We start from the raw sequence: 25,723 nt of genomic DNA, 5'->3' as shown, positions 1-25,723 counted from the left end.
CGCCGCGTAGCGCGAGGCGCATCCGGGCGGGGCGAGATTTGAAGGGCGCGCGGCGCGCGTCGGATCATGCGAAATCTCCTTGAAGAACAACGAGGTTCGGCGGGTGGCTCAGTGGGTAGCACAATGAGCGCCCCGAGGACCGGCCGGCGGCTGGGTCGCGGCTTCGAGGTCGTCGAGCCAGAACAGCGCCTCTTCGCGCGACGCGCCGCACATCTCGGCCTGCGGCTGCAGACCCGAACAGCAGGCGGGCCGCAACGGCGAACCAAATATCTTGCACTGCAAGTCGTCGCCTAGCTGCGCGCAGCGCACGCCGGCGGGCTTGCCATCGGGCATGCCGGGAATCGGCGAGCTGATGGAGGGCGCGATGCAACACGCGCCGCAACCGGGCCGGCAGGCGTGCGCGGACGCGCTGGAAATTGAAGCGGCACTCACATCGGCTTCCTGAAACAAAACGGTTACGGATTTAAAACGGGCGGCACGGGCGAACGCGGCACGTCCCGCATTGTGCCACCTCGCGCCCGTCGCCCCGGACTGCGACCTTTTTACACAAACGGTGCGGCGCACGGCCCTCTTACACTGGGTTTATCCGGCGCTGTCGGAACCGCCTGCCCGCGCGAACGATGCGATGCGCGCGCGACGCCACCCGCGCCCCATCCCAGAGAGCCCCGCATGAGCGACGCCGACCTCCTTTTCCGCCCCGACCTGCTCGCCAAGTACGGCGCGAACGGTCCACGGTATACGTCCTATCCGACCGCCCTGCAGTTCCGCGACGATTTCGATCTCGACCACTACCGGCGCGCCGCGGCCGATCCCGGCGCCGCCGATACCGACCTCTCGCTCTACTTCCACATCCCGTTCTGCGACACGGTTTGCTTCTATTGCGGCTGCAACAAGATCGCGACAAAAAACCGCGGACGCGCGAAGCCTTACGTCCAGCAGCTCGTGCGCGAAATGGCACTGCAGGCGGCGCTGTTCGACACGAAGCGCCCCGTCTCGCAATTGCACTGGGGCGGCGGCACGCCCACTTTTCTCTCGCTCGACGAAATGAGCACGCTGATGGCGGCCACGCGCGAACACTTCGCGCTGCGGCCCGAAAGCGAAGCCGAATACTCGATCGAGATCGACCCTCGCGAGGCCTCGGCGGACACGATCGCTCATCTGCGCCGCCTCGGCTTCAACCGCCTGAGCCTGGGGGTGCAGGATTTCGATCCGGTCGTGCAACACGCGGTCAACCGCGTGCAGCCGCTCGAATTGACCATTGACGTGATGAACGCGGCCCGCGCGAACGGCTTCGAGTCGATCAGCGTCGATCTGATTTATGGGCTGCCGCATCAGAACGTGAAAAGCTTTCGCCGCACGCTCGAGACGATGTTGCTGCTTGCGCCGGAGCGCATTTCGGTGTTCGGCTACGCGCATATGCCGCAGCTCTTCAAGATGCAGCGGCAGATCGACGCCACCGCGCTGCCCCCGCCCGCTACCCGGCTTGCGCTGCTGCAACTCGTGATCGAGCAACTGACCGATGCGGGCTATGTGTACATCGGTATGGATCATTTCGCGCTGCCCACCGACGAACTCGCGCGCGCCCAGCAGCAGCGCACGCTGCATCGCAATTTCCAGGGCTACAGCACACGCGCCGATTGCGATCTGATCGGCTTTGGCGCTTCGTCGATCGGCAAGGTCGGCGATGTGTACGCCCAGAACGCGAAGGATCTGCCGGGCTATGGCGCGGCCATCGACGCCGGGCGGCTCGCGATCTCGCGCGGCGTGCGCCTTACCGCCGACGACCGTCTGCGCCGCGACATCATCACCGAACTGATGTGCAATCTCGAATTGCGTTTCGACGAGTTCGAGGCGGCTTATGGCGTGCGCTTTGCGGCGGCATTCGCGCCGGAACTGGAAACCCTGCGCGCCTTCGAGGCCGACGGGCTGGTCGCGCGCAGCACCAACCGGCTCGAAGTGCTGCCCGCCGGGCGCATGTTCGTGCGCAATATCGCCATGGTCTTCGACCGCTACCTTGGTGCGCAGCACGCGGAGCGCTTTTCGCGCACGATCTGAGCACGGCTTGCCGAGGCTGCGGTTTTACGTCATAATTTAAGGCTACTTCGAGCGCCCACTAGCAAGGCGGGCTGCAAGAACTGCCTCGGTGGTGAAATTGGTAGACGCGCCGGACTCAAAATCCGGTTCCGAAAGGAGTGCCGGTTCGATTCCGGCCCGAGGCACCAAAGAATATTCTGGCAAGTTCCAGAGAAGTACAGAAACCCGCGACAGCGCAAGGCTTCGCGGGTTTTTTATTGCACACTACCCCAAGCTTTCACCAACACCAGCCCCCAAGCAGGGGGCTTCTGGGGATTGTCCTGTGCTCGGGAAAAATCGGTGGTGAAAAAGCCCCCTGAAAACGCCCTTGCCTCCCGGGCATGGAGCACCCAACGTGGCTCTCACCGGTCTCGCTGGTCCGTAACGCCAAGCCAGCAGAAACTATTCGACGCTGGCGCCCTGTTCCTTCCAGCTCTATAAGCGGCGTGGCCCGGCAACTCACGCCTCGATGTGCTTCTCCGCACCCCCACCAGCTGTGTGAACCTGGAATGCCGCCTCCCATACGCAAACCGCAAAGCGCATGAGCAACCGATCACAAAGCGCGCCGCGCGGCACAGGTCGGCCGCCAGAGGTTTGTGATGAGACATGACGCGTAATTCCATCAATCCAGCGTTGGTCTCACCCCTCCCACTACTGGATCCATAACTGGAATCACGCTGTTTGCCACCGCATACAGGATTTCCACCTGGGATTCACCCGTTTCAAGCGATCAGCGCGGTACTGGCTCTGCAATGCAACATGCCCCTGGTTAGATGACTCACGATACGAAACCAGCCGCGCAGGCGCGCTCGTTCGCCGCACATCAATTGCCGCGACATCGGAATAAACTGCCGGTCGCAGCGTGGATCCAGCTTCCCTCTCTCAAAGACGGTGCCATGGCCCAGCGGAACGACACAAACTTCTTCGATCGGCTCATCGCGCCGATGCTCAAACATCTGCGGCAGATCGCCGGGATGACACGCGGCGAACAGTCGGTCGATGACCTGAAAAGCCACGCCTGGATCATCGCTGAAGAAATCAAGAGCGAGCGTGGCGCCGATATCGAGCCTGACGACGAGGAGGTCCAGGCGACAATCGTCGCGCGCCTGCATAGGCTGTTCGGCCACTTCGTGAATCGGGCAATGCGGTTCGCGATCCGGCTCGATCAGGAGGAACGCGACAACGACGGCGACTTCCGGGAGAATGCCGTGTCCGCCCGGCTGATGGCTTCGCGGAGCTACGAGCCCGAGGTTTCGCTGCAGCGGGCGGAAGAGGCCGCCGAAGCTGCCCGCATGATTCAAGCGCAATTCTCCGAGGCCGTCGCGTACTACCACGTGTTCGACCAGTTCGACGGCGACAGCAACGCGCTTGCCCGATATTTCGCAATCCAGTCGGCCACCCTCGATGCCCGCCTCGCCCGAGCGGAGGCCACGGCGCGCCGCCAGCCGTCTGTTTTTGACGGCGTGGAGAGCATTTCGCCGGATTTCAGGCCTCTTCGTGGCAGGCGTCGCCGACGATGTGTGCCCGCGCGCTTTCGTCGCGTCTGCGGTTCGCTGCGACCGGCACAGACGCACCTGTTCTTGCGCTACGGTGCAGTGTTCAAGTAGGGTGGAGCAAACTCAGCAAGAGGGAGATCACGACGCGTCCATCGAACTTGGCTCTGTCGATCAATTTCGCCGAGTGGCTGCAATCGCGGCGGGAGCAATATGCCAGTGGGAAAGGAAGTGAGGATGTGGCGATAGGCCACCAGCGAGAACTCGGTATCTCGCGCCGCGCGGTCCAACTCTATGCCGAGAGCCCTCCACGACCTCACTCCCTGCAAATGAAAAACCCCGCTCGAGGCGGGGCTCAGAATTTGTAATCAATGTCAGCTTGCTTCATGATGCCGTTCGCTGTGTGGCGGGATTTAATGTGGGCATCAACCGGAAACGACTTTCCGGTACGTGGGTTGCACCAGATGTCGTGATCCCCTTTGCCGTGCCGCTTGAAGCGACACCCGTGAGCTTCGAGGACTTTCTTCACTTCCGGAGTAAAGTCGGACATTCACGCGGCCATACGATGCGCGGTTCCCGTGATCTTCGCATTGAGTTCAAACGGCACCTCGTCTCCGTCGGGGTAGCCATTTTCGTCAAGCAATTCGGGGATAAGAATCTCAAGTTTTTTCATCAGGGCATCCATGCTCTCAGCTTCGGTGATGAGACCAGGGACGTCTTCGCTTTCAGCGACCCAGACACTTGCTTCCGCATCCCAGAAGGCCGTCACATGCACTTGCTTCATGTCGCGCTCTCCTTTGGGGGTAATAGTGGACTTTTGTGCAATTCTACACACAAGTTTAGCTACCTGTACGTAGGCCGATAGGACCGTTGCACTGTGTCACAACTGCTCCGTGCGACTCCGCACACAGCCAATTTGACGCTGAAGGGATCGAAAGCAAGGTCTGCTCATACAGGGACAGATAAAATCGCACCCGCGCTCCGATCTGTCCCACCTCACCAGGTACATACGCCCAGCGAATATCCTCTCTCGCGGGGCTTTGTCGTTTCAGCGCACGGCACAACACCCTCACCGCAAATTCGTCTGCGCCAGTTCCACCACTTCATCGCCGCGCCCGCTCAGCACCGCGCGCAGCATATACAGGCTGAAGCCCTTCGCCTGCGCCCATTGCAGTTTCGGCGGCATCGCCAGTTCGTGCCTGGCCGTCACCACGTCCACGAGCGCCGGCCCGGGATGCGCGAACGCCTCGCGCAACGCGTCGTCTAGCGCCTCCGAAGTCTCCACCCGCACGCTGAACAGCCCCGCGCCTCGGGCGATATCCGCGAAATTGGTCGCCGCCAGGTCCGTGCCCGTTTCCACGTAGCCGCCCGCTTTCATCTCCATCGCCACGAAGCCGAGCGAGCCATTATTCAGGACAACGATCTTGATCGGCAGATCGAGCTGGCGCGCGGTGAGAATGTCGCCGAGCAGCATCGACAGGCCGCCGTCGCCCGACAGCGAAATCACCTGGCGTCCCACATGCGCGGCCTGCGCGCCGAGCGCCTGCGGCATCGCGTTCGCCATCGAGCCGTGATTGAACGAGCCATGCAGCCGTCGGCGGCCGTTCATCGTGAGATAGCGCGCGGCCCACAGCGTGGGCGTGCCGACATCGACGGCGAAGATCGCATCGTCGGCCGCAAGCGCGTCGAGGCGTGCCGTCACGTATTGCGGATGCAGCGGTTTGCCCGCGGGCGCCGGGCGCGCGAGGTCGTCGAGGCCTTTGCGCGCATCGGCGTAATGTCCGCGCGCGCGGTTGATGAAGTGACGATCTGTCTTGCGCGTGAGCCTGGGCGTCAGCGCGCGCAGCGTCTCGCGCACGTCGCCGATCAGGCCGAGCGCGAGCGGCGCGCGTTTGCCGAGCGCCGCCGCATCGCGGTCGATCTGCACGATGTTCGCGTGCTCGGGATAAAAATTGCGGTACGGAAAGTCGGTGCCGAGCATCACGAGCGTGTCGCACGACATCATCGCGTGATAGCCCGAGCTAAAGCCGATCAGCCCCGTCATGCCCACGTCGTACGGGTTATCCCATTCGACGTATTGCTTGCCGCGCAGCGCATGCACGGTCGGCGCGCCGAGCGCGTCGGCGAAGGCCACCACTTCGTCGTGCGCGCCCTTGCAGCCGCTGCCGCACAGGAGCGTCACCGCTTCCGAGCGATTGAGCAGGTCCGCCAGCCGGTCAAGGTCCGCCGTTGCGGGCAGCGTCGCGGGCCGCGAGGTCTGCGCCCACATCGGCTCTTCGTCGGGTGCGTCGAGCAGCGCGACGTCGCCGGGCAGCACGATCACGGCCACGCCCTTCTGGTCGATCGCCGTGCGCAGCGCCGTGGCCAGCACGCGCGGGAACTGCGAGGGATTGGTCACCAGCTCGACGTAGTGGGCGCACTCCCGAAAAAGCTCGGTCGGGTGCGTTTCCTGGAAATAGCCGAGGCCGATTTCCGTCGACGGAATGTGCGCGGCGATCGCCAGCACCGGCGAGCGGTTGCGATGGCAGTCGTAGAGGCCGTTGATGAGGTGCAGGTTGCCCGGGCCGCAACTGCCCGCGCAGACGGCGAGGCGCCCGGTCGCGGCGGCTTCGGCGCCGGCCGCGAAGGCGGCGACTTCCTCGTGGCGCGTGTGCATCCAGCGGATCGTGCCGAGCTTGCGCAGGCTCGCCGACAATCCGTTCAGACTGTCGCCCGTCACGCCCCAGATCCGTTCGACGCCCACCGTTTCGAGTGTCTTCGCCAGAAAATCCGCAATCGTCTTCGCCATGCTGCCCTCCGCGTGAGCTGACAGGCGCAGCGCGCGCCGTATGGCGGCGGCGCGACGCTGCGCCAAAGAAAAAGGGGAAGCGAGCGGCCCTCGCGCGACACCATGATTCCGTGTCCGGCCACTGCACCGCGATACATTACGCGATCCTCGCGAAACACGTCGCGAACGGCGTTCAACTGCAATCGATCTGGATGTGAGCCGCAAGGCAACCGTCAGCGGCTCAAACGTTGTGAGCCTGGCCGCCCCGGCGCTTCGCTAAAATGCTGCGGTTTCAAGCTGCGGCGTTCCGTCATGAATCTCGAAAGTATTCTTTTCTCGCAGGGCTTCGGCACGCGCCGCCAATGCCGCGGTCTGATCGCCGGTGCGCGCGTGGCTGTCGCCGGTGAAACCTGCACCGATCCGCTCGCCGTCTTCGATACCGCCGGTCTCGTGTTCAGCGTCGACGGCGCGCCCTGGCCGTTTCACGAGCGCGCCTATCTCGCGCTCAACAAGCCGGCGGGCTATGAGTGCTCGCGCGATCCGCAACATCATCTGAGCGTGTTTCATCTGCTGCCGCCGCAGTTCGCCGAGCGCAACGTGCAGTGCGTGGGCCGTCTCGATCAGGACACGACCGGCCTGCTGCTGCTCTCCGACGATGGCCAGTTCGTGCACGCTTTCACCTCGCCCAGGCGCAAGGTGCCGAAGATCTACGTGGCGACGACACGCCATCCGCTCGACGAAACGCAGTTGCAGGCGCTGCGCGACGGCGTCCTTTTGCACGGGGAACGCGTGCCCAGCGTGGCGCTCGCGGCGAGCGCGCGCGGCGAGCGCGAACTGGAACTGAGCGTGCTCGAAGGCAAGTATCACCAGGTCAAACGCATGGTGGCCGCTGCGGGCAATCGCGTGGAGGCCCTGCATCGCGAACGCATTGGCGGCTATGCGCTGCCCGATGACCTCGCGCCGGGCGCCTGGCGGTGGCTCGATGCTGCAGCACTGGGCGCGTTGAGCACCCCTGGGTAAACCACAGCGCGGGCTGTGGGGCCTTGTCCAGCCGGGCGTCGGTGATTGTCAGCGGGTGAATGCGCCCCTTTTATGCCGCGCCGCAGCATGTCCTTCCTGACGTCCCGCCCTATACTCCCTTAAACAACGATTACAAGTTTCAAGGAGGGGCATCATGGACATCAACGACACATTCGGCATTCCATTCGTGTTGATGGCTTTCATGGGTCTAGGGGTGATTCTGATCGGCGGCCTGCTGGCGTCGATGCATTATCGGCATCAATACCATCCGAACCTGATTGGGGCGCTCATCGGGGCGCTGCTGTGCTTCCTCCTGATCGAGGCGCTGCCGGCCATCACGTGAACGGCACGCTTGCGCCGCGCCGCCCGCCCGCTCGCGTTGGCGATTACGGGCGCGGCGGCAGCGAGCGCGCGGAAGTCCGTAAAAACGCCTCCACGTCCGGATAACGCAGGCGCACGCCCAATTCGCGCTTCAGGCGTCCGTTGTCCAGACGCCGCGATTCCCGCATGAACGACAGCAGCACCGGGTCGAGTTCGCGCTCGGCCAGGGCGCGGCTCACGCGCGGCGCGCGGGCAAGTCCGAAAGCGTCCGCCACGCGGTCGAAATACTCCCCCATTTTCAGTTCGCTATCGTCGCTCGCGTGCACGATGCGCGCCGCTTTGCCGTGAGTCGCCAGACGCAGCAGGATCGCCGCGAGATCGTCGGCGTGGATGTGGCTCGTGTAGACGTCGTCGCCGGCCGCGAGCGCGGGCGTGCGCTTTTCGAGCCGCGCGAGCGGCAGGCGGTTGGCCGCGTAGATGCCGGGAATGCGGGCAATGGTCGCCTTGAGCGCGCCGCGCGCCGTGGCGCGCCGCAGTTGGCGCTCCGCCGCCACACGGCGTTTTGCGCGTCCGTTGGCGGCGCGCGGCGTGCGCGTTTCGTCGATTCGCGCGCCGCCGCAGTCGCCGTAGACCCCCGTAGTGCTCGCATACACGAGCGTCGGACGCACAGCGGCGAGCGGGTGGGCGCGACGGGTCCGCCAGATGCGCTCGGGTACAATAGCGGATGATTTTGGCGCCGAAAAAGGTCGCGATGCCGGGTGCGCTGCGGTGTCGGATCCCTGGCCGGATGCACGCCGGAGCAGGCGGCTCGCAAGGCCGCCCCGCCCCGTTTTCGGAATTCGCGCCGCCGGTTGCCGGCGTGTTTTGAGCGCGGCGATCAGGCGGCGGGTGCGCAGGTCGTCGTCGCCGTCTTTCTGCGGCGGCGCGAGGTGCAGCACCGTGCCGGCGAGGCCCGCCAGCCGCGTCAAGCGCGCGCGCTGGTCGAGGTCGCCCAGCACGGGCACGGCGCCGGCGGCACGCAACAGATCGACGCGCTCCGCACGACGCGTCAGCGCGAACACGCGCGGGCGCGAACGGCGCGTCTGCAACTGGGCGACGCAGCGCAAGCCGACGTCGCCGCAACCGACGATAAGGATGCGCGCGCGGCGCAAGGTTCGTGTGGCAATCATGGTGGACCCATTTTAGCCGCCGGCGCCGACCGGCGACGGCCCGAACCGGCTCAGACCGGTTCCCCCTCGAATGACAGACTTACGCTTTTTCGAATATGGCTTTCAACGTAACGCTTAAGCAAAGTGGCCGGCAATTCCAGGTCGAGCCCGACGAAACCGTTCTCAACGCGGCCCTGCGTCAGGGCGTCGGCATTCCCTACGGCTGCAAGAACGGCGCATGCGGTTCGTGCAAGGGCACGGTCTGCGCCGGTGAAGTCGAGCAGCGCGCCCACGCGGCCTCGGCGCTGTCGAACGACGAAAGAACGCGCGGCATGGCGCTCCTGTGCTGCGCGACGGCGCAAACCGACCTCGAAATCGACATTCGCGAAGTCGCGGGCGTCGGCGACATGCAGGTGCGCAAGCTCCCTACCCGCATTGCCGCCATCGAGCGCCGCGCCGACGACGTCGTCGTCCTCAAGCTGCAGTTGCCCGCCAACGAGCGTCTGCAATACCTCGCCGGGCAGTACCTCGAATTCATCCTCAAGGACGGCACGCGCCGCTGCTACTCGATGGCCAGCGCCCCGCACGAGGAAGGCCCGATCGAGCTGCATATCCGCCACATGCCCGGCGGCCGCTTCACCGATCACGTCTTCACGCAGATGAAGGAGCGCGACATCCTGCGCTTCGAGGCGCCGCTCGGCACCTTCTTCCTGCGTGAGGATTCGGACAAGCCCATCGTGCTGCTCGCCTCGGGCACCGGTTTCGCGCCGCTCAAGGCGATCGTCGAGCACGCGGTTCACAAGAACCTGAACCGTCCGATGACGCTCTACTGGGGCGCGCGCCAGAAGAAGGACCTGTACCTGATGGATCTCGCCGAACAATGGGCGAAGGACATCCCGAACTTCCGCTTCGTGCCGGTGCTCTCCGAACCCGCCGCCGAGGACGCCTGGACCGGCCGCACGGGCTTCGTGCATCGCGCGGTGACCGAGGATCTGCCCGATCTGTCGGGCTACCAGGTCTACGCGTGCGGCGCGCCGGTGATGGTGGAGTCGGCCCAGCGCGACTTCACGCAGCACCACGGCCTGCCCGAAGACGAGTTCTACGCGGACTCGTTCACGAGCGCAGCGGACCTCGCGAACCCGGTTTAAAGGAACGCCTGTGGCGCGATGGCAGACCGGCCGTCATGAAAATTTCTTCGTCGGTCTGCACATTGACGGTTTACATCGCCGATCCGCTTGTCGTATTCTTGCGCCCATGAATCGCATCCTGTCCGCTACCCGACGTCGCCGCTCGCCCCACCTTTAGGGCCTGGCTAGTCGCGGACGCGCGTTGCACGGGGGTTTCGCCCCCCACGCACAGGAAGTTCGAATCACGAAAGCCACGGCCAGTCCGTGGCTTTTTGTTTTTCTGCCGTAACTGTTCACCTCGTTTTCAACTTTTTTTGCCATCCCGGCACGGAGCCGTTGCCATGAATTTTTCCGAGTACCCGATCGAGTCGCTGATGTACATCACCAATCGGCCCGAAATCGTTTTCACGCATGGCAAGGGGTCGTGGCTCTACGACAACGAAGGCAAGCGCTATCTCGACTTCATCCAGGGTTGGGCCGTCAACAGCCTCGGCCACAGCAACGAAGGCATGATCGAGGCACTGGAAAAGCAGGCGCGCCTGCTCATCAATCCGTCGCCGGCCTTCTATAACGAGCCGATGGCGAAGCTCGCCGGTTTGCTCACCGAACATAGCTGCTTCGACAAGGTGTTCTTCGCCAACAGCGGCGCCGAGGCCAACGAAGGTGCGATCAAGCTCGCCCGCAAGTGGGGCAGGAAGCATCGCGACGGCGCGTTCGAGATCATCACGTTCGACCACAGCTTCCACGGCCGCACGCTCGCGACGATGTCGGCGAGCGGCAAGCCGGGCTGGGACACGATCTACGCGCCGCAAGTGCCGGGCTTTCCGAAGGCCGATCTGAACGACATCGCGTCGGTGGAAAAGCTCATCACCGGCAAGACCGTCGCCGTGATGCTCGAACCGATCCAGGGCGAAGGCGGCGTGATTCCCGCCACGCGCGAATTCATGCAGCAACTGCGCGCGCTCACGCAAAAGCACGGCATCCTGCTGATCGTCGATGAAGTGCAGACCGGTTGCGGCCGCGCGGGCACCCTGTTCGCCTACGAACTCTCGGGCATCGAACCGGACATCATGACGCTCGGCAAGGGCATCGGCGGCGGCGTGCCGCTCGCGGCGCTGTGCGCGAAGAAGGAAGTCTGCGTGTTCGAAGCGGGCGATCAGGGCGGCACCTACAACGGCAACCCGCTGATGACGGCGGTGGGCTACTCGGTGATCTCGCAACTGGTCGCGCCGGGCTTCCTCGAAGGCGTGCGCGCACGCGGCGAATACCTGCGCGAAAAGCTGCTGGAACTGTCGGCGGAACGCGGCTTCCAGGGCGAGCGCGGCGAAGGTCTGCTGCGCGCGCTGATGCTCGGCAAGGACATCGGCCCGGAAATCGTCGAAAAAGCGCGCGTCATGCAGCCCGACGGCCTGCTGCTGAACGCGGCGCGCCCGAACCTGCTGCGCTTCATGCCCGCGCTGAACGTCACGAACGAGGAAATCGACCAGATGATGGCGATGCTGCGCAACATCCTCGACTCGCTGTAAGCGCATGGAGCACGCGATGTCCGCAGCCTCGATCACGATCCGCGCATTCGATGAGGCCGATACCGAAGCCGTGCTCGCGCTCTGGCTTCAGGCCTTCCCCGAGTACGGCGACCCGACCCGGCCGCACCGCGACCCGCGTCTGTCGATCGCGAACAAACTCGGCACGCAGCCGGAATTGTTCTTTGTCGCGACGCGTGGCGAGGATGGCGCGATCGTCGGCACGGCGATGACGGGTTACGACGGGCATCGCGGCTGGCTCTACTCGCTGGCCGTCGCGCCCGAGGCGCGGCGTCTGGGCATCGGCACGCGGCTCGTGCGCCATGCCGAAAGCGCGCTCGCGGCCATGGGCTGCCTCAAGCTCAATCTGCAGGTACTCGCCGATAAACCCGAGGTGATCGCGTTCTACGACGCGCTGGGTTATCGCGCGGACGCCGTCGTGAGTCTGGGCAAGCGGCTCGGTGTGCAGGAACCCGAAGCGATTGCCTGACACGCTTCAAGCGCTTTTTGCCATGAAAAAAGCCGCATGGGCATCACGCCCATGCGGCTTTTGTACTTTGGCGGTCGAGAAGACCGCCTTCAGTCATTCACCCAGATACGCGGCGCGCACCTTCGGATCGTCGAGCATCTGCTTGGCGTCGCCTTCCATCGTGACGAGACCCGAATCCATTACGTAGCCGCGATTGGCCGCCTGCAGCGCGAGACGCGCGTTCTGCTCGACGAGCAGCACCGTGATGCCCTCCTTCGAGATTTCACGCACCACTTCGAAGATCTTCTCGACCATGATCGGCGAGAGACCCATCGACGGCTCGTCCAGCAACAGGAGCTTGGGCTTGCTGATGATCGCGCGCGCCATCGCCAGCATCTGCTGCTCGCCGCCCGAGAGCGTGCCCGCGAGCTGCGCGGCGCGTTCCTTCAGGCGCGGGAAGAAGCCGAACATGCGATCGACGTCCTTCTGGATGCCGTCCTTGTCGTTGCGCAGGTACGCGCCCATCTGCATGTTTTCGATGATCGACATGCGCGCGAAGATGCCGCGGCCTTCAGGCACCATCGCCAGGCCTTGCTTGAGCAGTTCGTGCGCGGGCACGCCCTTGATCGACTTGCCCATGTACTCGATGTCGCCCGCCGAATACGGCTTCAGGCCCGTGATCGCCTTCATGGTGGTGGTCTTGCCGGCGCCGTTCGCGCCGATCAGCGTGACGAGCTCGCCCTGCTGGACCTCCATGTCCACGCCCTTGACTGCCTGGATGCCGCCGTAATTGACCTGAAGGCCCTTGATTTTCAACATCGTTGTAGCCATCAGTGAACTCCTGCGCCCAGATATGCCTCGATCACCTTCGGGTCCTTCTGCACGTCCTGCGGCAGACCCTCGGCGATCACCTTGCCGTAGTCGAGCACTGTCATGCGGTTGCACAGGCCCATCACCAGTTTCACGTCGTGCTCGATCAGCAGAATGGTCTTGCCATCGGCGCGGATCTTGTCGAGCAGGCGCGTGAGTTCGACCTTCTCGGTCGCGTTCATGCCCGCCGCCGGCTCGTCGAGCGCGAGCAGCTTCGGATCGGTCGCAAGCGCCCGTGCGATTTCCAGACGGCGCTGGTGGCCGTAGGAGAGATTGCGCGAGGTGTAGTCCGCGTACTGCGCGATGCCCACGTATTCGAGCAGTTCGATCGCGCGCTCCTTGATCTCGCGCTCTTCCTTGCGCTCCGAAGGCGTCTGGAACACGGCGCCCAGCAAGCCGTGCTTCGTGCGCACGTGACGGCCGACCATCACGTTTTCGAGCGCCGTCATGCCGCCGAACAGGCGAATGTTCTGGAAGGTGCGCGCAATGCCGGCCTTCGCGACCTGGTACACGGCGGTCGGCGTGTACGCTTCGCCGTCGAGCTTGAACTCGCCCGAATCCGGCGTGTAGAGGCCAGTAATCACGTTGAAGAACGTGGTCTTGCCGGCGCCGTTCGGGCCGATCAGGCCATAAATGGTGCCTTCCTCGATCTGCAGGCCCACATCGGACAGCGCCTGCAGGCCGCCGAAGCGCTTGTTCACGCCCTTTACGGACAGGCGGATTTGCTTGTTGCTCATAGTGTGGCCCCCTTAAGCGCGCGCCGGCTTCTTGCTGCTGCGTTTGGCGATCTTCGCGATCTTGTCTTCGTGCTTCGGTGCGGGCCAGAGGCCTTCCGAGCGATACAGCATGATGACGACCATGGCGAGACCGTAGAGCAACTGGCGAATGACTTCCGTATCGACGATCTCGTGACCGAAGATCGCGTTCTGCAGCGGACCCATGGTCGAGCGCAGGAACTCGGGGAAGATGGCGAGCAGCACCGCGCCCAGAATCACGCCCGGAATATGGCCCATGCCGCCGAGCACCACGCAGGCGAGCACCACGACCGATTCCCAGAACGTGAACGATTCCGGCGAGACAAAGCCCTGGAACGAGCCGAACATCGCGCCCGACAGGCCGCCGAACGACGCGCCCATTGCGAAGGCCAGCAGCTTGACGTTACGCGTGTTGATGCCCATCGCCTTGGCGGCGATTTCGTCTTCGCGGATCGCGGCCCATGCGCGGCCAATACGCGAGTGCTGCAGACGCGTACAGACCCAGATCACGAACAGCGCGCACACCACGAACGCGTAGTAGTACATGTACACCGACGGGAACGTGAAGCCCAGGAAGGTGTGCGACTGCGCGAGGTTGAAGCCGCCCACCGTCAGCGGATCGATGCCCGTGATGCCCTTCGGACCATTGGTGATGTTCACCGGGCGGTCGAGGTTGTTCATGAAGATACGAACGATTTCCCCGAAGCCCAGCGTCACGATCGCCAGGTAGTCGCCGCGCAGACGCAGCGTCGGTGCGCCGAGCAGCACGCCGAACAAGGCGGCCAACGCCATCGCGCACGGAATGATGACCCAGAACGGTGCATGCAGACCGTTCGGGAACAGGTGCGCGATCCACTCGAACTGGCTCGTCAGATGCGGCGAGGACAGCAGCGCAGCCACGTAGGCGCCCACCGCGTAGAACGCGATATAGCCCAGGTCCAGCAGGCCGGCGAAGCCCACCACCACGTTCAGGCCCAGTGCGAGCATCACATAGAGCATCGCGAAGTCGAGCACGCGCACCCAGTAGTTGCCGCCGGTCGCGCCGACCACCATCGGCAGCGCGATCACGAAGGCCGCGGTGAGAATGCCCACGGCGAGCGTCTTCGTCGTGTTCTTTTCGGGAATGAGCGTCGTCGACGGCTCGATCGGTTGAATGGAAGTCATGTTGTCTACCCCCTCTTATGCGCGGTCCGCGACACGTTCGCCCAGCAGCCCCGACGGACGGAACACGAGCACGACGATCAGCACGACGAATGCGAAGACATCCTGATAGTTACTGCCGAACACCCCACCGGTCAGATTGCCGATGTAGCCCGCGCCCAGCTGCTCGATGAGACCGAGCACCACGCCGCCGACCATCGCGCCGCCGAGGTTGCCGATACCGCCCAGCACCGCCGCGGTGAACGCCTTCATGCCGGGGATGAAGCCCATGTAGAAGTGCGCGTTGCCGTATTCCGAGGCGATCATCACGCCAGCCAGCGCCGCGAGCGCCGAGCCGATCATGAAAGTGGCCGAGATCACGAAGTTCGGATTCACGCCCATCAGCGAGGCGTTGTTCGGGTTCTCCGCGATCGCGCGCATGGCGCGGCCGAGCTTGGTCTTGTGCACGAGCAGCAGGAGGCCGGCCATCACGACGAACGCGACGATGATGATGACGACTTCGGTCGGCGAGATCACCGCACCGACGCCGGTATCAGTCGCCTTGATGACGTTGATCGGATCGGTCGAGATGAGCTGCGGGAAGGGCAGCGGATTGCGGCCCCAGATCAGCATCGCGAGCGTCTGCAGCAGGATCGACACGCCGATGGCGGTGATCAGCGGTGCGAGGCGCGGTGCGCGGCGCAGCGGCCGGTAGGCGACCTTTTCGATGGTGTACCCGACCAGCGCACACACGATCGCGGCGATCACGAGCGCAATGCACAGCGTAGGGATGTTCCCGAGGCCCGGGAAGTGATTCTGCAGCACCGTGATCGCGGACAGCGCAACCATCGCGCCGACCATCAGCACGTCGCCGTGCGCGAAGTTAATGATGCCCAGAATCCCGTACACCATCGTGTAGCCCAGCGCGATGATGGCGTAGATGCTGCCAAGCACCAGCCCATTCAGGATCTGCTGGATGAAAATATCCATTTAATGCTCCTTTGCCCGTGCGACCGGATTCGCGCTTGTCATCGGCCGGTGGGCGATGTTTTACGGAACCGCAACGACACTCTCGGGTACTGAAGTAAAAGACCGGTAACGGTTGGCCACCCCGGTTCGCATTGCCGCTGTGTTGCAGCGGCAGGCTCGCCAGAGGCGGATGCAAAAACGGCACCGTCGGATGGTTCGGTGCCGTCGGGTTCAACTACCTGTCACATTCGCTGCGACGCGCGTGTAGCGAGCCTCGCGGCCGGCTACATCTGCGCCTTGCGTCATGACTCCCTTCATGACTCCCTCTTCCAGGCGGCCCGCGGCACTCGCGGACACAGCGTCGGTAGACACTGTGGGGCCGCGCAGGACTGCGGACAAACCGGCAGACAGATCTCGTGTTCGAGCCGTGCCACCTTTTACGGCAGCATCGGCCCCAACTTTGGGGTCCGTTACGAAACCCGCTTCTGCGGGCTTCGTGGCGCTGTTGTCATACGCAACATGCGTGCCAGTTTTCATGACTACGGAGAGGATTGCAGTTCCGGTCGGCTCGGCAGCGTGCGCCTGCTTCAGGCACACGTGGCTCAAACGCCTTTCCCCAAGGCGTTTGTGGCCGTTGTCATCGTCGTTTCCGGAATGCATATCGGCTCTCTCCGGGAGCGCAACGGTCATCGATGTCGCATTCTTGCCCGTTTCGACACCACGGGAGAGCCACACGGGGTATGGCGCAACCGCAGCCGCCGAAGACGCGGCGAAAGCAAACTCGAATTGCATTAAACAGGTCTCCTGCACCTTCCGAAATGCTTGCCTGGTGGGCCTCGCGCGGACGTCCGGCCCTCAGAACGCGCGCATTGTAACTCCAATTATGCGGCCGGCAATATTGTTGAACCGACAGGGTTTTCCTGCATTGCAACCATTTCTTGAAAGAAGAAGCCGGCAGAGGTTGCACCTTGGTTGCGCCGCATTTTCGTGCATCAGTTGCACCAGAATTCGACGCGTTTTACATCAAGTGTTGTGAGCGCCGGCCGCTGTCCCTTATGGGGCGGGCATCGCGTGCGTGATGGCCCGTATTTAAGCGATCATTGAGCGTAAGCACCAAATTGATGCAAGGGTGAAATCCAGGGCGCTGGCGCTCTATTAATCGGGGTCATATCGATAGAATCGACCCTGCCCTATAGCGAAAACACTGATACGAACAGGGTGTAGCAACGCGGTTTACCTCGCGTTTTTCTCAATCGAACCCTATTTATCGACACCCCACCACCCCTTCGCCTGCGCGCGGGCAATAAACATAGGCAATAAAAAAGCGCGCTCAAGGCGCGCTTTTGGATGACGGCAAGCCCGCCTGGCGTCAGGCCGTCTGGCCGAGACCGCGCGGCAGCGGAAACGCGATGTTTTCCTCGATGCCTTCAAGCGCGCGCACATTGCTCACGCCCAGCTCGTTCAGACGCTGGATGATCTGCTGCGCGAGCGCCTCGGGCGCCGACGCGCCGGCGGTCAGGCCGATGCGGCGCTTGCCCTCGAGCCAGCGCGGATCGATCTGGTCGGGCGCATCCACCATATAGGCCGGGATGCCGCGCTTTTCGGCGACTTCGCGCAGGCGGTTCGAGTTCGAACTATTGGGGCTGCCCACCACGATCACGACGTCGCACTGCGGCGCCATGAACTTGACGGCGTCCTGGCGGTTTTGCGTTGCATAGCAGATGTCCTGCTTCTTCGGCTCGCGAATCGCGGGGAAACGCGACTTGAGCGCGGCGATGATGTCGGCCGCATCATCCACGGAGAGCGTGGTCTGCGTGACGAAGGCCACGCGTTCGGGGTCGCGCAGCGTGAGCGCCTCGACGTCGGCGAAGTCCTCGACAAGATACATGCCCTCGCCGACCTGGCCCATCGTGCCTTCGACTTCAGGATGGCCCTTGTGGCCGATCATGACGATATCGAGACCTTCGTCGCGCATCTTCGCGACTTCGACGTGCACCTTGGTCACGAGCGGACAGGTCGCGTCGTACACACGCAGGCCGCGCGCCTCGGCGTCGGCGCGCACCGCCTTGGAGACGCCGTGCGCGCTGAAGATCACCGTGTTGCCCGCCGGCACTTCGTCGAGCTGCTCGATGAAGATCGCCCCTTTCTTGCGCAGATCCTCGACGACATACGCGTTATGGACGATCTCGTGGCGCACGTAGATCGGCGCACCGTGGATCTGGATGGCCCGCTCGACGATCTCGATGGCGCGATCGACGCCGGCGCAGAAACCGCGCGGCTGGGCTAGCAGAATTTCAGCGTTGGCGAGAAGGGACGTGTCCGTGGTCATGGGCTTTCTTTACAGGATTCCAATGATTTGCACTTCGAACGCAACCGCCTGGCCTGCGAGCGGGTGGTTGAAATCGAACAGCGCGGAAGTCTCGTTGACTTCCTTGAGCACGCCGGCGTAACGGTCGCCGTTGGGCGCGTTGAATTCGATCAGGTCGCCGGGGCGAAAGCTCTCGCCGATCATCGCATTGTCGCGCAGGGTCTTCAGCGAGATGCGCTGGATCAGGTCGGGGTTGCGCTGGCCGAAGGCGACGCCCGGTTCTAGCTGAAAGGTGGAGTGGTGCCCCACCTTGAGACCCCGCAAAATGTCTTCCAGCGGCGGCGCGAGCTGGCCGGCGCCCAGCAGCAGCGTGGCGGGCCGGTCGACAAAGGTGTTGACGATCTCGGTGCCATCGGCGAGCGCAAGCCGGTAGTGCAACGTGACGTGGGAACCGGGTTTCACCTCGGAGATGTCGATGATGCTCATGCGGTACTCATTTTCGTCTGGGCGCGCCCGCCGCGCGTGCTCGCCCCAAGCGCCCCAAGGGGCCGGCCCGGCCGCCGCCTGACAGCGGTCGGAAAACCCGTATTGTAAGCCACATAGTTCCAGGGCGGACGCCACGCGCATGGCCGGCGGCGCCCTGAAGCGAGGAGGTCCGATGTTCGAAATCGCCTGTGACAAGCCGCTCGTGGGCGGCGACGCCGCCTATGTGTCTCCCCTGCCGCCGTTGCCGGGTTTGAAACCCGGGACGTCAGTCGGGTCCATGCCTTCGGTCTCCTTCGCCCCACCCGAGCCCGGCGTGCCGCGCCGTACCGCCATGCCGCGCGAGCGGCTGCGCGAGGCGGGGCCCGGCGCGCTTTCGGATCTCGAACTGGTCGCGCTGCTACTCGGCTCGGGCCTGCCGGGTCACGACGTATTCGATGTCGCGCGCTCGCTGCTCAAGCACTTCGGCTCGCTGCGCGCGATGCTCGACGCCCAGCGCGAGGAATTCGAGGGCTTGCGCGGCATCGGCCCGGCCAAGGCGTCGAAACTCGTGGCCGTGCTGGAACTGGCGCGGCGCGCGCTCGCCGAGCAGATCGAGGAAAAGCCGCTGATCGATTCGCCCGGCGCGGTGGAAGACTATTTGCGCTTACTGATAGGCGGGCGCACTCATGAAGTGTTCATTTGCCTCTTTCTGGACATCCGGCACCGGCTGATCCGCACCGAAGAAAGCACGCGCGGCACGCTCACGCGCATGGCGGTGTATCCGCGTGAAATCGTGCGGCGTGCGCTGATGCTCAATGCCGCCCACCTGATCGTGGCGCACAACCACCCGTCCGGCGCGGTTCAGCCAAGCGCGAGCGACCGCCGTCTCACGCGGGTCCTGCGCGAAGCGCTTGCTCTCGTGGACGTCCAGCTGGTCGATCATCTGATCATCGGCGCGCGTGAGACGTTTTCGTTCGCGCGTCATGGACTGGATTAGGGCTGGATTAGTTGCGAGAGGCATGCGCCGCTACCCCAGCATCGGCAAATCACGTTTGATTTTCCTGGCATTTTTCTGCTAGAATTGTGGTTTGCCTATTTCCAACCCTGTACCGAAAGCCATCAAGGCATTCCGGGGGGGAATATGCGCTGGGTTCGAGGTTGTCTCTCATCCATACGTGAGCGCTCGTGTCTGGCCATTTCTCGCCTGGGAAACTTCAGCGGCTCTCGAACTCAGAATTATCGTAGGAGTGCTTTCATGGCACGAGTATGCCAAGTCACTGGGAAAGCGCCGATGAGCGGCAACAACGTTTCCCACGCGAACAACAAGACCAAGCGCCGTTTCCTCCCGAACCTGCAAAACCGCCGGTTCTGGGTTGAAAGCGAAAACCGTTGGGTGCGCCTGCGCATCTCGAACGCAGGCCTGCGCCTGATCGACAAGAACGGCATCGATTCCGTGCTCGCAGATCTGCGCGCACGCGGCGAACTGTAAGGAGTAAATCATGGCCAAGGGCATCCGCGACAAGATCAAGCTCGAATCGACCGCAGGTACGGGTCACTTCTACACGACCACGAAGAACAAGCGCAACATGCCGGAAAAAATGTCGATCAAGAAGTTCGACCCGGTTGTTCGTAAGCACGTCGAGTACAAGGAAACCAAGATCAAGTAATTGATCCGGTTTCGAGCCTGACGAAGACAAGAAAAGCCCCGCCTTCTGGCGGGGCTTTTCTTTTTCCTACGCGCTTTTCACAAGCATCACCCCGCCTCCCTCTCTCCTCCTGCATCGCGTAACAGTCTTTTGCGCGCGTTTTCCGCGACTATTCGCCTTCCCGTCACACGTGCGGCTTTTCCTACGCTCCCCACTCGGAGTATGCTTGCCGCTTCACCCGCCACGAGCCTGACAGCGGACAGCGCAGAACAAGAGAGACGGAGAAGCAGGACCATGAATTTCGATGTAGCGATCGTCGGCAGCGGGCTGGCGGGATTGAGCGTCGCCCTGAACCTCGCCGACACGCGCCGCGTGGTGGTGATCGCCAAACGCGCGATGACCGAAGGCGCGAGCGATCGCGCGCAAGGCGGCATCGCGGCGGTGCTCGATTCGGCCGACAGCGTGGAAAACCATGTCGATGACACGCTCGTCGCCGGCGGCGGACTCTGCGACGAAAGCGCGACCCGCTATATCGTCGAGCATGGCCGCGCCGCCATCGAATGGCTGATCGCCCAGGACGTGCCGTTCACGAAGGACGCCGCAGCCGAGCTGGGCTTTCACCTCACACGCGAAGGCGGCCACAGCCATCGCCGCATCATCCACGCCGCCGACGCCACCGGCCATGCCGTCGTGCAAACGCTGCTCGAACGCGCGCGCCAGCATCCGAACATCACGATCCTCGAAGATCACCAGGCGATCGACGTCATTACGTCCGACCGCCTTGGCCTGCCGGGCCGCCGTTGCCACGGCCTCTACGCCCTCGATCTGCGCAACGACCGCACCGTGACGATCCAGGCGCCGCATACCGTGCTGGCGACGGGCGGCGCGGGCAAGGTCTATCTCTATACGACGAACCCCGACACCGCCACCGGCGACGGCATCGCCATGGCCTGGCGGGCGGGCTGCCGCGTCGCGAACATGGAGTTCATCCAGTTCCACCCGACCTGCCTGTTCCACCCGCACGCCAAGTCGTTTCTGATCACCGAAGCCGTGCGCGGCGAAGGCGGTCTGCTGCGCCTGCCCGACGGCACGCGCTTCATGCCCGAACACGATCCGCGCGCGGAACTCGCGCCGCGCGATATCGTCGCGCGCGCCATCGACTTCGAGATCAAAAAGCACGGCATCGACTGCGTGCATCTCGATATCAGTCATCAGCCGGCGGCGTTTCTCGAAGAGCACTTCCCCACCGTGCTCGCGCGCTGCCGCGAGTTCGGCATCGACATGACGAAGGAGCCGATTCCGGTCGTGCCCGCCGCGCACTACACCTGCGGCGGCGTCGTCACCGACCTGGCGGGCCGCACCGATCTCGCGGGCCTCTATGCCGTCGGCGAAACCTCGTATACGGGTCTGCACGGCGCGAACCGCCTTGCCAGCAACTCGCTGCTCGAATGTCTCGTGATTGGCCGTTCGGCCGCCGAGGCGATCGAAGCCGAGGGCTTCGAGGCCGCCGCACACGCACCGCTGCCCGACTGGGACGAGAGCCGCGTGTCCGATTCCGACGAGGAAGTCGTGGTCGCCCACAACTGGGACGAGCTGCGCCGTCTGATGTGGAATTACGTGGGCATCGTGCGCACGGACAAGCGCCTGGAGAGGGCGCAACATCGCATTTCGCTGCTGCGCGACGAAATCCAGGAGTACTACGCGAACTTCCGCGTCACGCGCGATTTGCTGGAACTGCGCAATCTCGTCGACGTAGCCTCGCTGATCGTCGAAAGCGCGCGCTCGCGCCGCGAGAGCCGTGGCCTGCACTACAGCCGCGACTGGCCGAACACGCTGCCCAAGGCGCTGCCGAGCGTGCTGTCGCCGGAACGCGTGCGCAATCGCACGATGTCCTGAGCGCCCTGTTGCCGCCTGCAGAAACGAAAAGGCCGTCTCTCGCGAGACGGCCTTTTTTGCATTTCAAACTGCACGCGGGAAGTCAGACGATACGCATCGAAAAGTCGGTCGCGCACACATCCTTCGTGAGCGCGCCGATGGAGACGCGGTCCACGCCCGTTTCCGCGATCGTGCGCACGGTATCGAAGTTCACGCCGCCCGAGACTTCGAGCACCGCGCGCCCCGCCGTACGCGCCACCGCTTCGCGCATCATCTCGAACGAGAAGTTGTCGAGCAGCACCGACTTCGCACCATGCGCAAGTGCCGTATCGAGCTGGTCGAGGGTTTCCACTTCGATCTGGATCGGCACGCCGGCATTGAGCGCCAGCGCCGCATCCATCGCCGCGTCCACGCCGCCGGCTGCCGCGATGTGGTTTTCCTTGATGAGGATGCCGTCGTAGAGCGCGAGGCGCTGATTCGCGCCGCCGCCCACGCGCACCGCGTACTTCTGCGCGAGCCGCAGGCCCGGCAGCGTCTTGCGCGTGTCGAGGATGCGCGTCTTCGTGTGCGCGATCGCATCGACGTAACGGCGCGTCGCGCTCGCCACGCCCGAAAGCAGTTGCAGGAAGTTCATCGCGTTGCGCTCGGCCGTGAGCAGCGAGCGGGCCGGACCGCGCAGCGAGCAGACCGGCGTATCCGCCGCCATGCGCTCGCCTTCGCGATAGTGCCAGCGCACTTCGATGCGGGGATCGACCTGCTTCACCACGCCGTCGAACCAGAGCACGCCGCACAGCACCGCGTCTTCGCGCACGATGATGCGCGCGTCGCGCACGTCGTCGGCAGGCACGAGACGCCCGGTCTGGTCGCCCGTGCCGACGTCTTCCGCCAGCGTGTCGGCAACGTTGCGCGCGATCGCTTCATCGAACGCCGCACCGTACTGCGCGCGCACTTCGGGCAGCACGGACGACACCGCGTCCACTGCCAGCAATTCCAGTGCCCCCATTTACGCCGCCCCCACTTGCGAGAACAGCGCGCCATCGCGCGCGAGATCGCCACTCGCCTGCACGCGGCGCTTGTGCTCGGCCGCGAACGCGAGCATGCGGTCGATCGGCAGACGCGCGCGCTCGCCGATGGCGGCATCGACGAAAATCTCGTTGTGGCCGCGCTCCAGCACGTCGGCGAGATTCGCGAGGCCGTTCATGGCCATCCACGGGCAATGCGCGCAGCTCTTGCACGTCGCGCTGTTACCGGCCGTGGGCGCTTCGATAAAGGTCTTGCCAGGTGCGGCGAGCCGCATCTTGTGCAGAATCCCCAGATCGGTCGCGACGATGAACCGTTGCGCGTCGAGCTTCACGGCGGCGTCGATCAACTGCGTGGTCGAGCCGACCACGTCCGCGAGCGCCACCACGCCTTCGGGCGATTCGGGGTGCACGAGCACCTTCGCATCGGGATACTCGGCGCGCAGCAGATCGAGCTCGATGCCCTTGAACTCGTCGTGCACGAGGCAGGAGCCTTGCCAGAGCAGCATGTCGGCGCCGGTCTTCTTCTGGATGTAGCTGCCCAAGTGGCGATCCGGCGCCCAGAGGATTTTTTCGCCCTTCGCGTGCAGATCGGCGACGATTTCCAGGCCGATCGACGAGGTGACCATCCAGTCCGCGCGCGCCTTCACGGCGGCGCTGGTATTGGCGTAGACCACCACGGTGCGATCGGGATGCTGGTCGCAGAAAGCGGAAAACTCGTCGGCGGGGCAGCCCAGGTCGAGCGAGCAGGTCGCGTCGAGATCCGGCATCAGGATGCGTTTGTTCGGGCTCAGGATCTTCGCGGTCTCGCCCATGAAGCGCACGCCGGCAACCACGAGCGTCTGCGCGTCGTGATCGCGGCCAAAGCGCGCCATTTCGAGCGAATCGGCCACGCAGCCGCCGGTTTCGTCGGCCAGCTCCTGCAATTCAGGATCGACATAATAGTGCGCGACGAGCACCGCTTTCTCGCGCTTGAGCAATGCGCGAATGCGCTCCTTCAACGCAGCGCGCTCCGTTGCGGAAGGGGCATCGGGCACTTTCGCCCACGCCTGTCCGACACCGCACATCGCGCCCTGCGGACGGTCATATTCGACCGCTTTAATCGCCTGACTCATGATCTCCTCTGTCGACCAGAGCGGGCGCTTCAGCTCGCTCCGGTCCCATGCCAGTTGCTGCCCTGCCGACCGCCGCGGCATCACTGAATTTCCGCGGCCCAAAAAGAAAAACCCCGCCAGCGCGGGGTTTTGTGACGTACCTGAATTCTAATGGATTTTTCCGTGGGTCACTCGGGGCGCATGGGCCGCCAGTGCACGGAAATCCACGGAATCAGGCGTAGCGGCGCAGACGCGACGCAAATTCCTGGAGTGCCTTGATGCCGCTTTGTTCGGCACGATGACACCAATCCTGAAGCTGCGCGAGCAGTTGTTCGCGCGAGGCGCTCGAACGGTCCCAGATCTGCGCGAGTTCGTTACGCAGCTCGATGAACGTGCGCATCTTCTGGCTGTTGGCGAAAATCTGCGGCAGTTGGCGCTTTTGCGGCTCGTTCAGGCTGGCTTCTTCCTTGGCGACCCACTTGCTCGCGCCGCGCATGAACTTGTACTTCTCGCGCTCGCCCACTTCCTTGAGGTGCGCCAGTTCCTGGCGGTAGGCCTGCTTCACCGCCTTTGCGTAACGCGCCATCACTTCGTAGCGGTTCGACAACACGGCCTGCAGCGTTTCGTGGTCGGCCACCAGCTTGCCCTTGGCGAGACGCGGCGTGGGCGCGACCTTCTTGACCTTGGCCAGACCCACCACCGACATCAGGCGGATGTACATCCAGCCAATGTCGAACTCGTACCACTTGTTCGACAGCTTCGCAGAGGTCGCGAAGGTGTGGTGGTTGTTATGCAGTTCTTCGCCGCCGATGATGATGCCCCACGGAAACAGGTTCGTGCTGGCGTCCGACGAATTGAAGTTGCGATAGCCCCAGAAGTGGCCGAGACCATTCACGACGCCCGCGGCCCAGAACGGAATCCACGCCATCTGCACGGCCCAGACGGACAGACCGACCACGCCGAACAGCGCGACGTCGATCACCATCATGATGCTCACGCCGAGGATCGGGAAACGCGTGTAGACGTTGCGCTCCATCCAGTCGTTAGGCGTGCCGTGGCTGAAACGGCGCAGCGTTTCTTCGTTCTTCGCTTCGGCGCGATAGAGTTCGGCGCCTTCGAGCAGCACCTTCCAGAGGCCGCGCGTTTGCGGGCTGTGCGGATCTTCCTCGGTCTCGCACTTGGCGTGGTGCTTGCGATGGATCGCCGCCCACTGACCCGTGAGCATGCCCGTGGTCATCCACAGCCAGAAACGGAAGAAGTGGCTCGCGATCGGATGCAATTCGAGCGCACGATGCGCCTGGCAACGGTGCAGATACACCGTCACGCCGACGATCGTGATGTGCGTGGCCACAGCCGCGCAAAGCAGGATCTGCCACCACGAGAAATGCAGCACCCCGTGGGCGAGAAAATCAAGCAGGGAATTCAACAAGGTTCGTACCCGTGAAACGAAGCGCGCCAGCCCGGGAGCCTTACGCGGTTGTCAGAAAAGTGAAAGCGTTCGAAGAGTTTGGACGGCATTCTACTAGAACCGTTCCAAGTGTTTGTAACAAATGAAGATTTTTTTCTTTATCGACGTCTTAGTCAACGTCTGGAGACCGAAATATCGCCCGTGGAGGCGCTTTGCCGCACCCGGCTCGCTCC

General features: G+C 63.8%; 26 protein-coding genes and 1 tRNA gene. 12 read left to right on the top strand and 15 right to left on the bottom strand.

What is annotated here, in order from left to right; translation table 11 throughout:
* Positions 1–108: 108 nt before the first annotated feature.
* Positions 109–432: a YkgJ family cysteine cluster protein gene (locus tag B0G62_RS22705; protein WP_244193339.1), complete on the bottom strand. Its 324-nt coding sequence runs from the start codon at positions 430–432 to the stop codon at positions 109–111.
* Between the two features lie 237 nt (positions 433–669).
* Here B0G62_RS22705 and hemN point away from each other — a divergent pair, with 237 nt between their 5' ends.
* The 3 genes from hemN to B0G62_RS22690 all read left to right on the top strand — a co-directional run bounded on the left by hemN (position 670) and on the right by B0G62_RS22690 (position 3,680).
* Positions 670–2,055: an oxygen-independent coproporphyrinogen III oxidase gene (gene hemN / locus B0G62_RS22700; protein WP_103706458.1), complete on the top strand. Its 1,386-nt coding sequence runs from the start codon at positions 670–672 to the stop codon at positions 2,053–2,055.
* 82 nt (positions 2,056–2,137) lie between these two features.
* A tRNA-Leu gene (locus B0G62_RS22695) sits at positions 2,138–2,222 on the top strand.
* 624 nt (positions 2,223–2,846) lie between these two features.
* Entirely contained in the window at positions 2,847–3,680 is an 834-nt protein-coding gene (locus B0G62_RS22690) for a hypothetical protein (protein WP_244193338.1), read from the top strand.
* A gap of 241 nt (positions 3,681–3,921) precedes the next feature.
* Here B0G62_RS22690 and B0G62_RS22685 read toward each other — a convergent pair whose 3' ends face one another.
* The 3 genes from B0G62_RS22685 to poxB all read right to left on the bottom strand — a co-directional run bounded on the left by B0G62_RS22685 (position 3,922) and on the right by poxB (position 6,354).
* Entirely contained in the window at positions 3,922–4,116 is a 195-nt protein-coding gene (locus B0G62_RS22685) for a type II toxin-antitoxin system HicA family toxin (RefSeq protein WP_103706456.1), read from the bottom strand.
* Entirely contained in the window at positions 4,117–4,350 is a 234-nt protein-coding gene (locus tag B0G62_RS22680; protein WP_103706455.1) for a DUF1902 domain-containing protein, read from the bottom strand.
* A 285-nt stretch (positions 4,351–4,635) separates the two neighbouring features.
* Positions 4,636–6,354, bottom strand: a complete 1,719-nt coding sequence (poxB, locus tag B0G62_RS22675) for a ubiquinone-dependent pyruvate dehydrogenase (protein WP_103706454.1) — start codon at positions 6,352–6,354, stop codon at positions 4,636–4,638.
* A 291-nt stretch (positions 6,355–6,645) separates the two neighbouring features.
* Here poxB and B0G62_RS22670 point away from each other — a divergent pair, with 291 nt between their 5' ends.
* Positions 6,646–7,353 carry a pseudouridine synthase gene (locus tag B0G62_RS22670; RefSeq protein ID WP_103706453.1) on the top strand — a complete coding sequence of 236 codons (708 nt, stop codon included), beginning with the start codon at positions 6,646–6,648 and terminating at the stop codon, positions 7,351–7,353.
* A gap of 154 nt (positions 7,354–7,507) precedes the next feature.
* Positions 7,508–7,696: a hypothetical protein gene (locus tag B0G62_RS22665; RefSeq protein WP_103706452.1), complete on the top strand. Its 189-nt coding sequence runs from the start codon at positions 7,508–7,510 to the stop codon at positions 7,694–7,696.
* A gap of 43 nt (positions 7,697–7,739) precedes the next feature.
* On the opposite strand, the gene B0G62_RS22660 is transcribed toward B0G62_RS22665, so the two are convergent.
* Positions 7,740–8,843 carry an NAD-dependent epimerase/dehydratase family protein gene (locus B0G62_RS22660; RefSeq protein ID WP_103706451.1) on the bottom strand — a complete coding sequence of 368 codons (1,104 nt, stop codon included), beginning with the start codon at positions 8,841–8,843 and terminating at the stop codon, positions 7,740–7,742.
* A 95-nt stretch (positions 8,844–8,938) separates the two neighbouring features.
* On the opposite strand from B0G62_RS22660, the gene B0G62_RS22655 reads away from it, so the two are divergent.
* The 3 genes from B0G62_RS22655 (at position 8,939) to B0G62_RS22645 (ending at position 11,962) form a co-directional block, all read left to right on the top strand.
* Positions 8,939–9,970: a CDP-6-deoxy-delta-3,4-glucoseen reductase gene (locus B0G62_RS22655; protein WP_103706450.1), complete on the top strand. Its 1,032-nt coding sequence runs from the start codon at positions 8,939–8,941 to the stop codon at positions 9,968–9,970.
* 320 nt (positions 9,971–10,290) lie between these two features.
* Positions 10,291–11,475, top strand: coding sequence for an acetylornithine transaminase (locus tag B0G62_RS22650; RefSeq protein WP_103706449.1), 1,185 nt, complete (start codon positions 10,291–10,293; stop codon positions 11,473–11,475).
* Positions 11,476–11,491: 16 nt separating this feature from the next.
* Positions 11,492–11,962 (top strand): GNAT family acetyltransferase, encoded by a 471-nt coding sequence (locus B0G62_RS22645; protein ID WP_103706448.1) that lies wholly within the window; start codon positions 11,492–11,494, stop codon positions 11,960–11,962.
* 93 nt (positions 11,963–12,055) lie between these two features.
* Here B0G62_RS22645 and B0G62_RS22640 read toward each other — a convergent pair whose 3' ends face one another.
* The 7 genes from B0G62_RS22640 to B0G62_RS22610 all read right to left on the bottom strand — a co-directional run bounded on the left by B0G62_RS22640 (position 12,056) and on the right by B0G62_RS22610 (position 18,469).
* Positions 12,056–12,772, bottom strand: a complete 717-nt coding sequence (locus tag B0G62_RS22640; protein ID WP_103706447.1) for an ABC transporter ATP-binding protein — start codon at positions 12,770–12,772, stop codon at positions 12,056–12,058.
* Complete coding sequence (locus B0G62_RS22635; protein ID WP_103706446.1) at positions 12,772–13,548, bottom strand: ABC transporter ATP-binding protein; 777 nt, start codon at positions 13,546–13,548, stop codon at positions 12,772–12,774. Before B0G62_RS22635 ends, B0G62_RS22640 begins: the two co-directional genes overlap by 1 nt.
* Positions 13,549–13,560: 12 nt before the next feature.
* On the bottom strand, positions 13,561–14,730 hold the full coding sequence (locus tag B0G62_RS22630) for an ABC transporter permease subunit (RefSeq protein ID WP_103706445.1): 1,170 nt from the start codon (positions 14,728–14,730) through the stop codon (positions 13,561–13,563).
* Between the two features lie 15 nt (positions 14,731–14,745).
* On the bottom strand, positions 14,746–15,696 hold the full coding sequence (locus B0G62_RS22625; protein ID WP_103706444.1) for a branched-chain amino acid ABC transporter permease: 951 nt from the start codon (positions 15,694–15,696) through the stop codon (positions 14,746–14,748).
* A 210-nt stretch (positions 15,697–15,906) separates the two neighbouring features.
* Positions 15,907–16,467 (bottom strand): hypothetical protein, encoded by a 561-nt coding sequence (locus tag B0G62_RS22620; protein ID WP_103706443.1) that lies wholly within the window; start codon positions 16,465–16,467, stop codon positions 15,907–15,909.
* Between the two features lie 577 nt (positions 16,468–17,044).
* Complete coding sequence (ispH, locus tag B0G62_RS22615) at positions 17,045–18,004, bottom strand: 4-hydroxy-3-methylbut-2-enyl diphosphate reductase (RefSeq protein ID WP_103706442.1); 960 nt, start codon at positions 18,002–18,004, stop codon at positions 17,045–17,047.
* A gap of 9 nt (positions 18,005–18,013) precedes the next feature.
* Positions 18,014–18,469 carry an FKBP-type peptidyl-prolyl cis-trans isomerase gene (locus tag B0G62_RS22610; RefSeq protein WP_103706441.1) on the bottom strand — a complete coding sequence of 152 codons (456 nt, stop codon included), beginning with the start codon at positions 18,467–18,469 and terminating at the stop codon, positions 18,014–18,016.
* 277 nt (positions 18,470–18,746) lie between these two features.
* Here B0G62_RS22610 and radC point away from each other — a divergent pair, with 277 nt between their 5' ends.
* The 4 genes from radC to nadB all read left to right on the top strand — a co-directional run bounded on the left by radC (position 18,747) and on the right by nadB (position 21,990).
* On the top strand, positions 18,747–19,445 hold the full coding sequence (gene radC / locus B0G62_RS22605; RefSeq protein WP_103706535.1) for a RadC family protein: 699 nt from the start codon (positions 18,747–18,749) through the stop codon (positions 19,443–19,445).
* 258 nt (positions 19,446–19,703) lie between these two features.
* Positions 19,704–19,937 carry a 50S ribosomal protein L28 gene (rpmB, locus tag B0G62_RS22600; RefSeq protein ID WP_027794135.1) on the top strand — a complete coding sequence of 78 codons (234 nt, stop codon included), beginning with the start codon at positions 19,704–19,706 and terminating at the stop codon, positions 19,935–19,937.
* 10 nt (positions 19,938–19,947) lie between these two features.
* Positions 19,948–20,115, top strand: coding sequence for a 50S ribosomal protein L33 (rpmG, locus tag B0G62_RS22595; protein ID WP_027817504.1), 168 nt, complete (start codon positions 19,948–19,950; stop codon positions 20,113–20,115).
* 273 nt (positions 20,116–20,388) lie between these two features.
* Positions 20,389–21,990: an L-aspartate oxidase gene (gene nadB / locus B0G62_RS22590; RefSeq protein WP_103706440.1), complete on the top strand. Its 1,602-nt coding sequence runs from the start codon at positions 20,389–20,391 to the stop codon at positions 21,988–21,990.
* A gap of 82 nt (positions 21,991–22,072) precedes the next feature.
* Here nadB and nadC read toward each other — a convergent pair whose 3' ends face one another.
* The 3 genes from nadC to B0G62_RS22575 all read right to left on the bottom strand — a co-directional run bounded on the left by nadC (position 22,073) and on the right by B0G62_RS22575 (position 25,511).
* Complete coding sequence (gene nadC, locus B0G62_RS22585; protein ID WP_103706439.1) at positions 22,073–22,972, bottom strand: carboxylating nicotinate-nucleotide diphosphorylase; 900 nt, start codon at positions 22,970–22,972, stop codon at positions 22,073–22,075.
* On the bottom strand, positions 22,973–24,103 hold the full coding sequence (gene nadA / locus B0G62_RS22580) for a quinolinate synthase NadA (protein WP_103706438.1): 1,131 nt from the start codon (positions 24,101–24,103) through the stop codon (positions 22,973–22,975).
* 211 nt (positions 24,104–24,314) lie between these two features.
* A complete protein-coding gene (locus B0G62_RS22575; RefSeq protein ID WP_103706437.1) occupies positions 24,315–25,511 on the bottom strand; it encodes a DesA family fatty acid desaturase in 1,197 nt (398 codons plus the stop codon).
* Positions 25,512–25,723: the final 212 nt, after the last annotated feature.

Source organism: Paraburkholderia eburnea, from assembly GCF_002917095.1.
Classification (GTDB): domain Bacteria; phylum Pseudomonadota; class Gammaproteobacteria; order Burkholderiales; family Burkholderiaceae; genus Paraburkholderia; species Paraburkholderia eburnea.
This window is presented reverse-complemented; position numbering and strand designations above follow the sequence as displayed.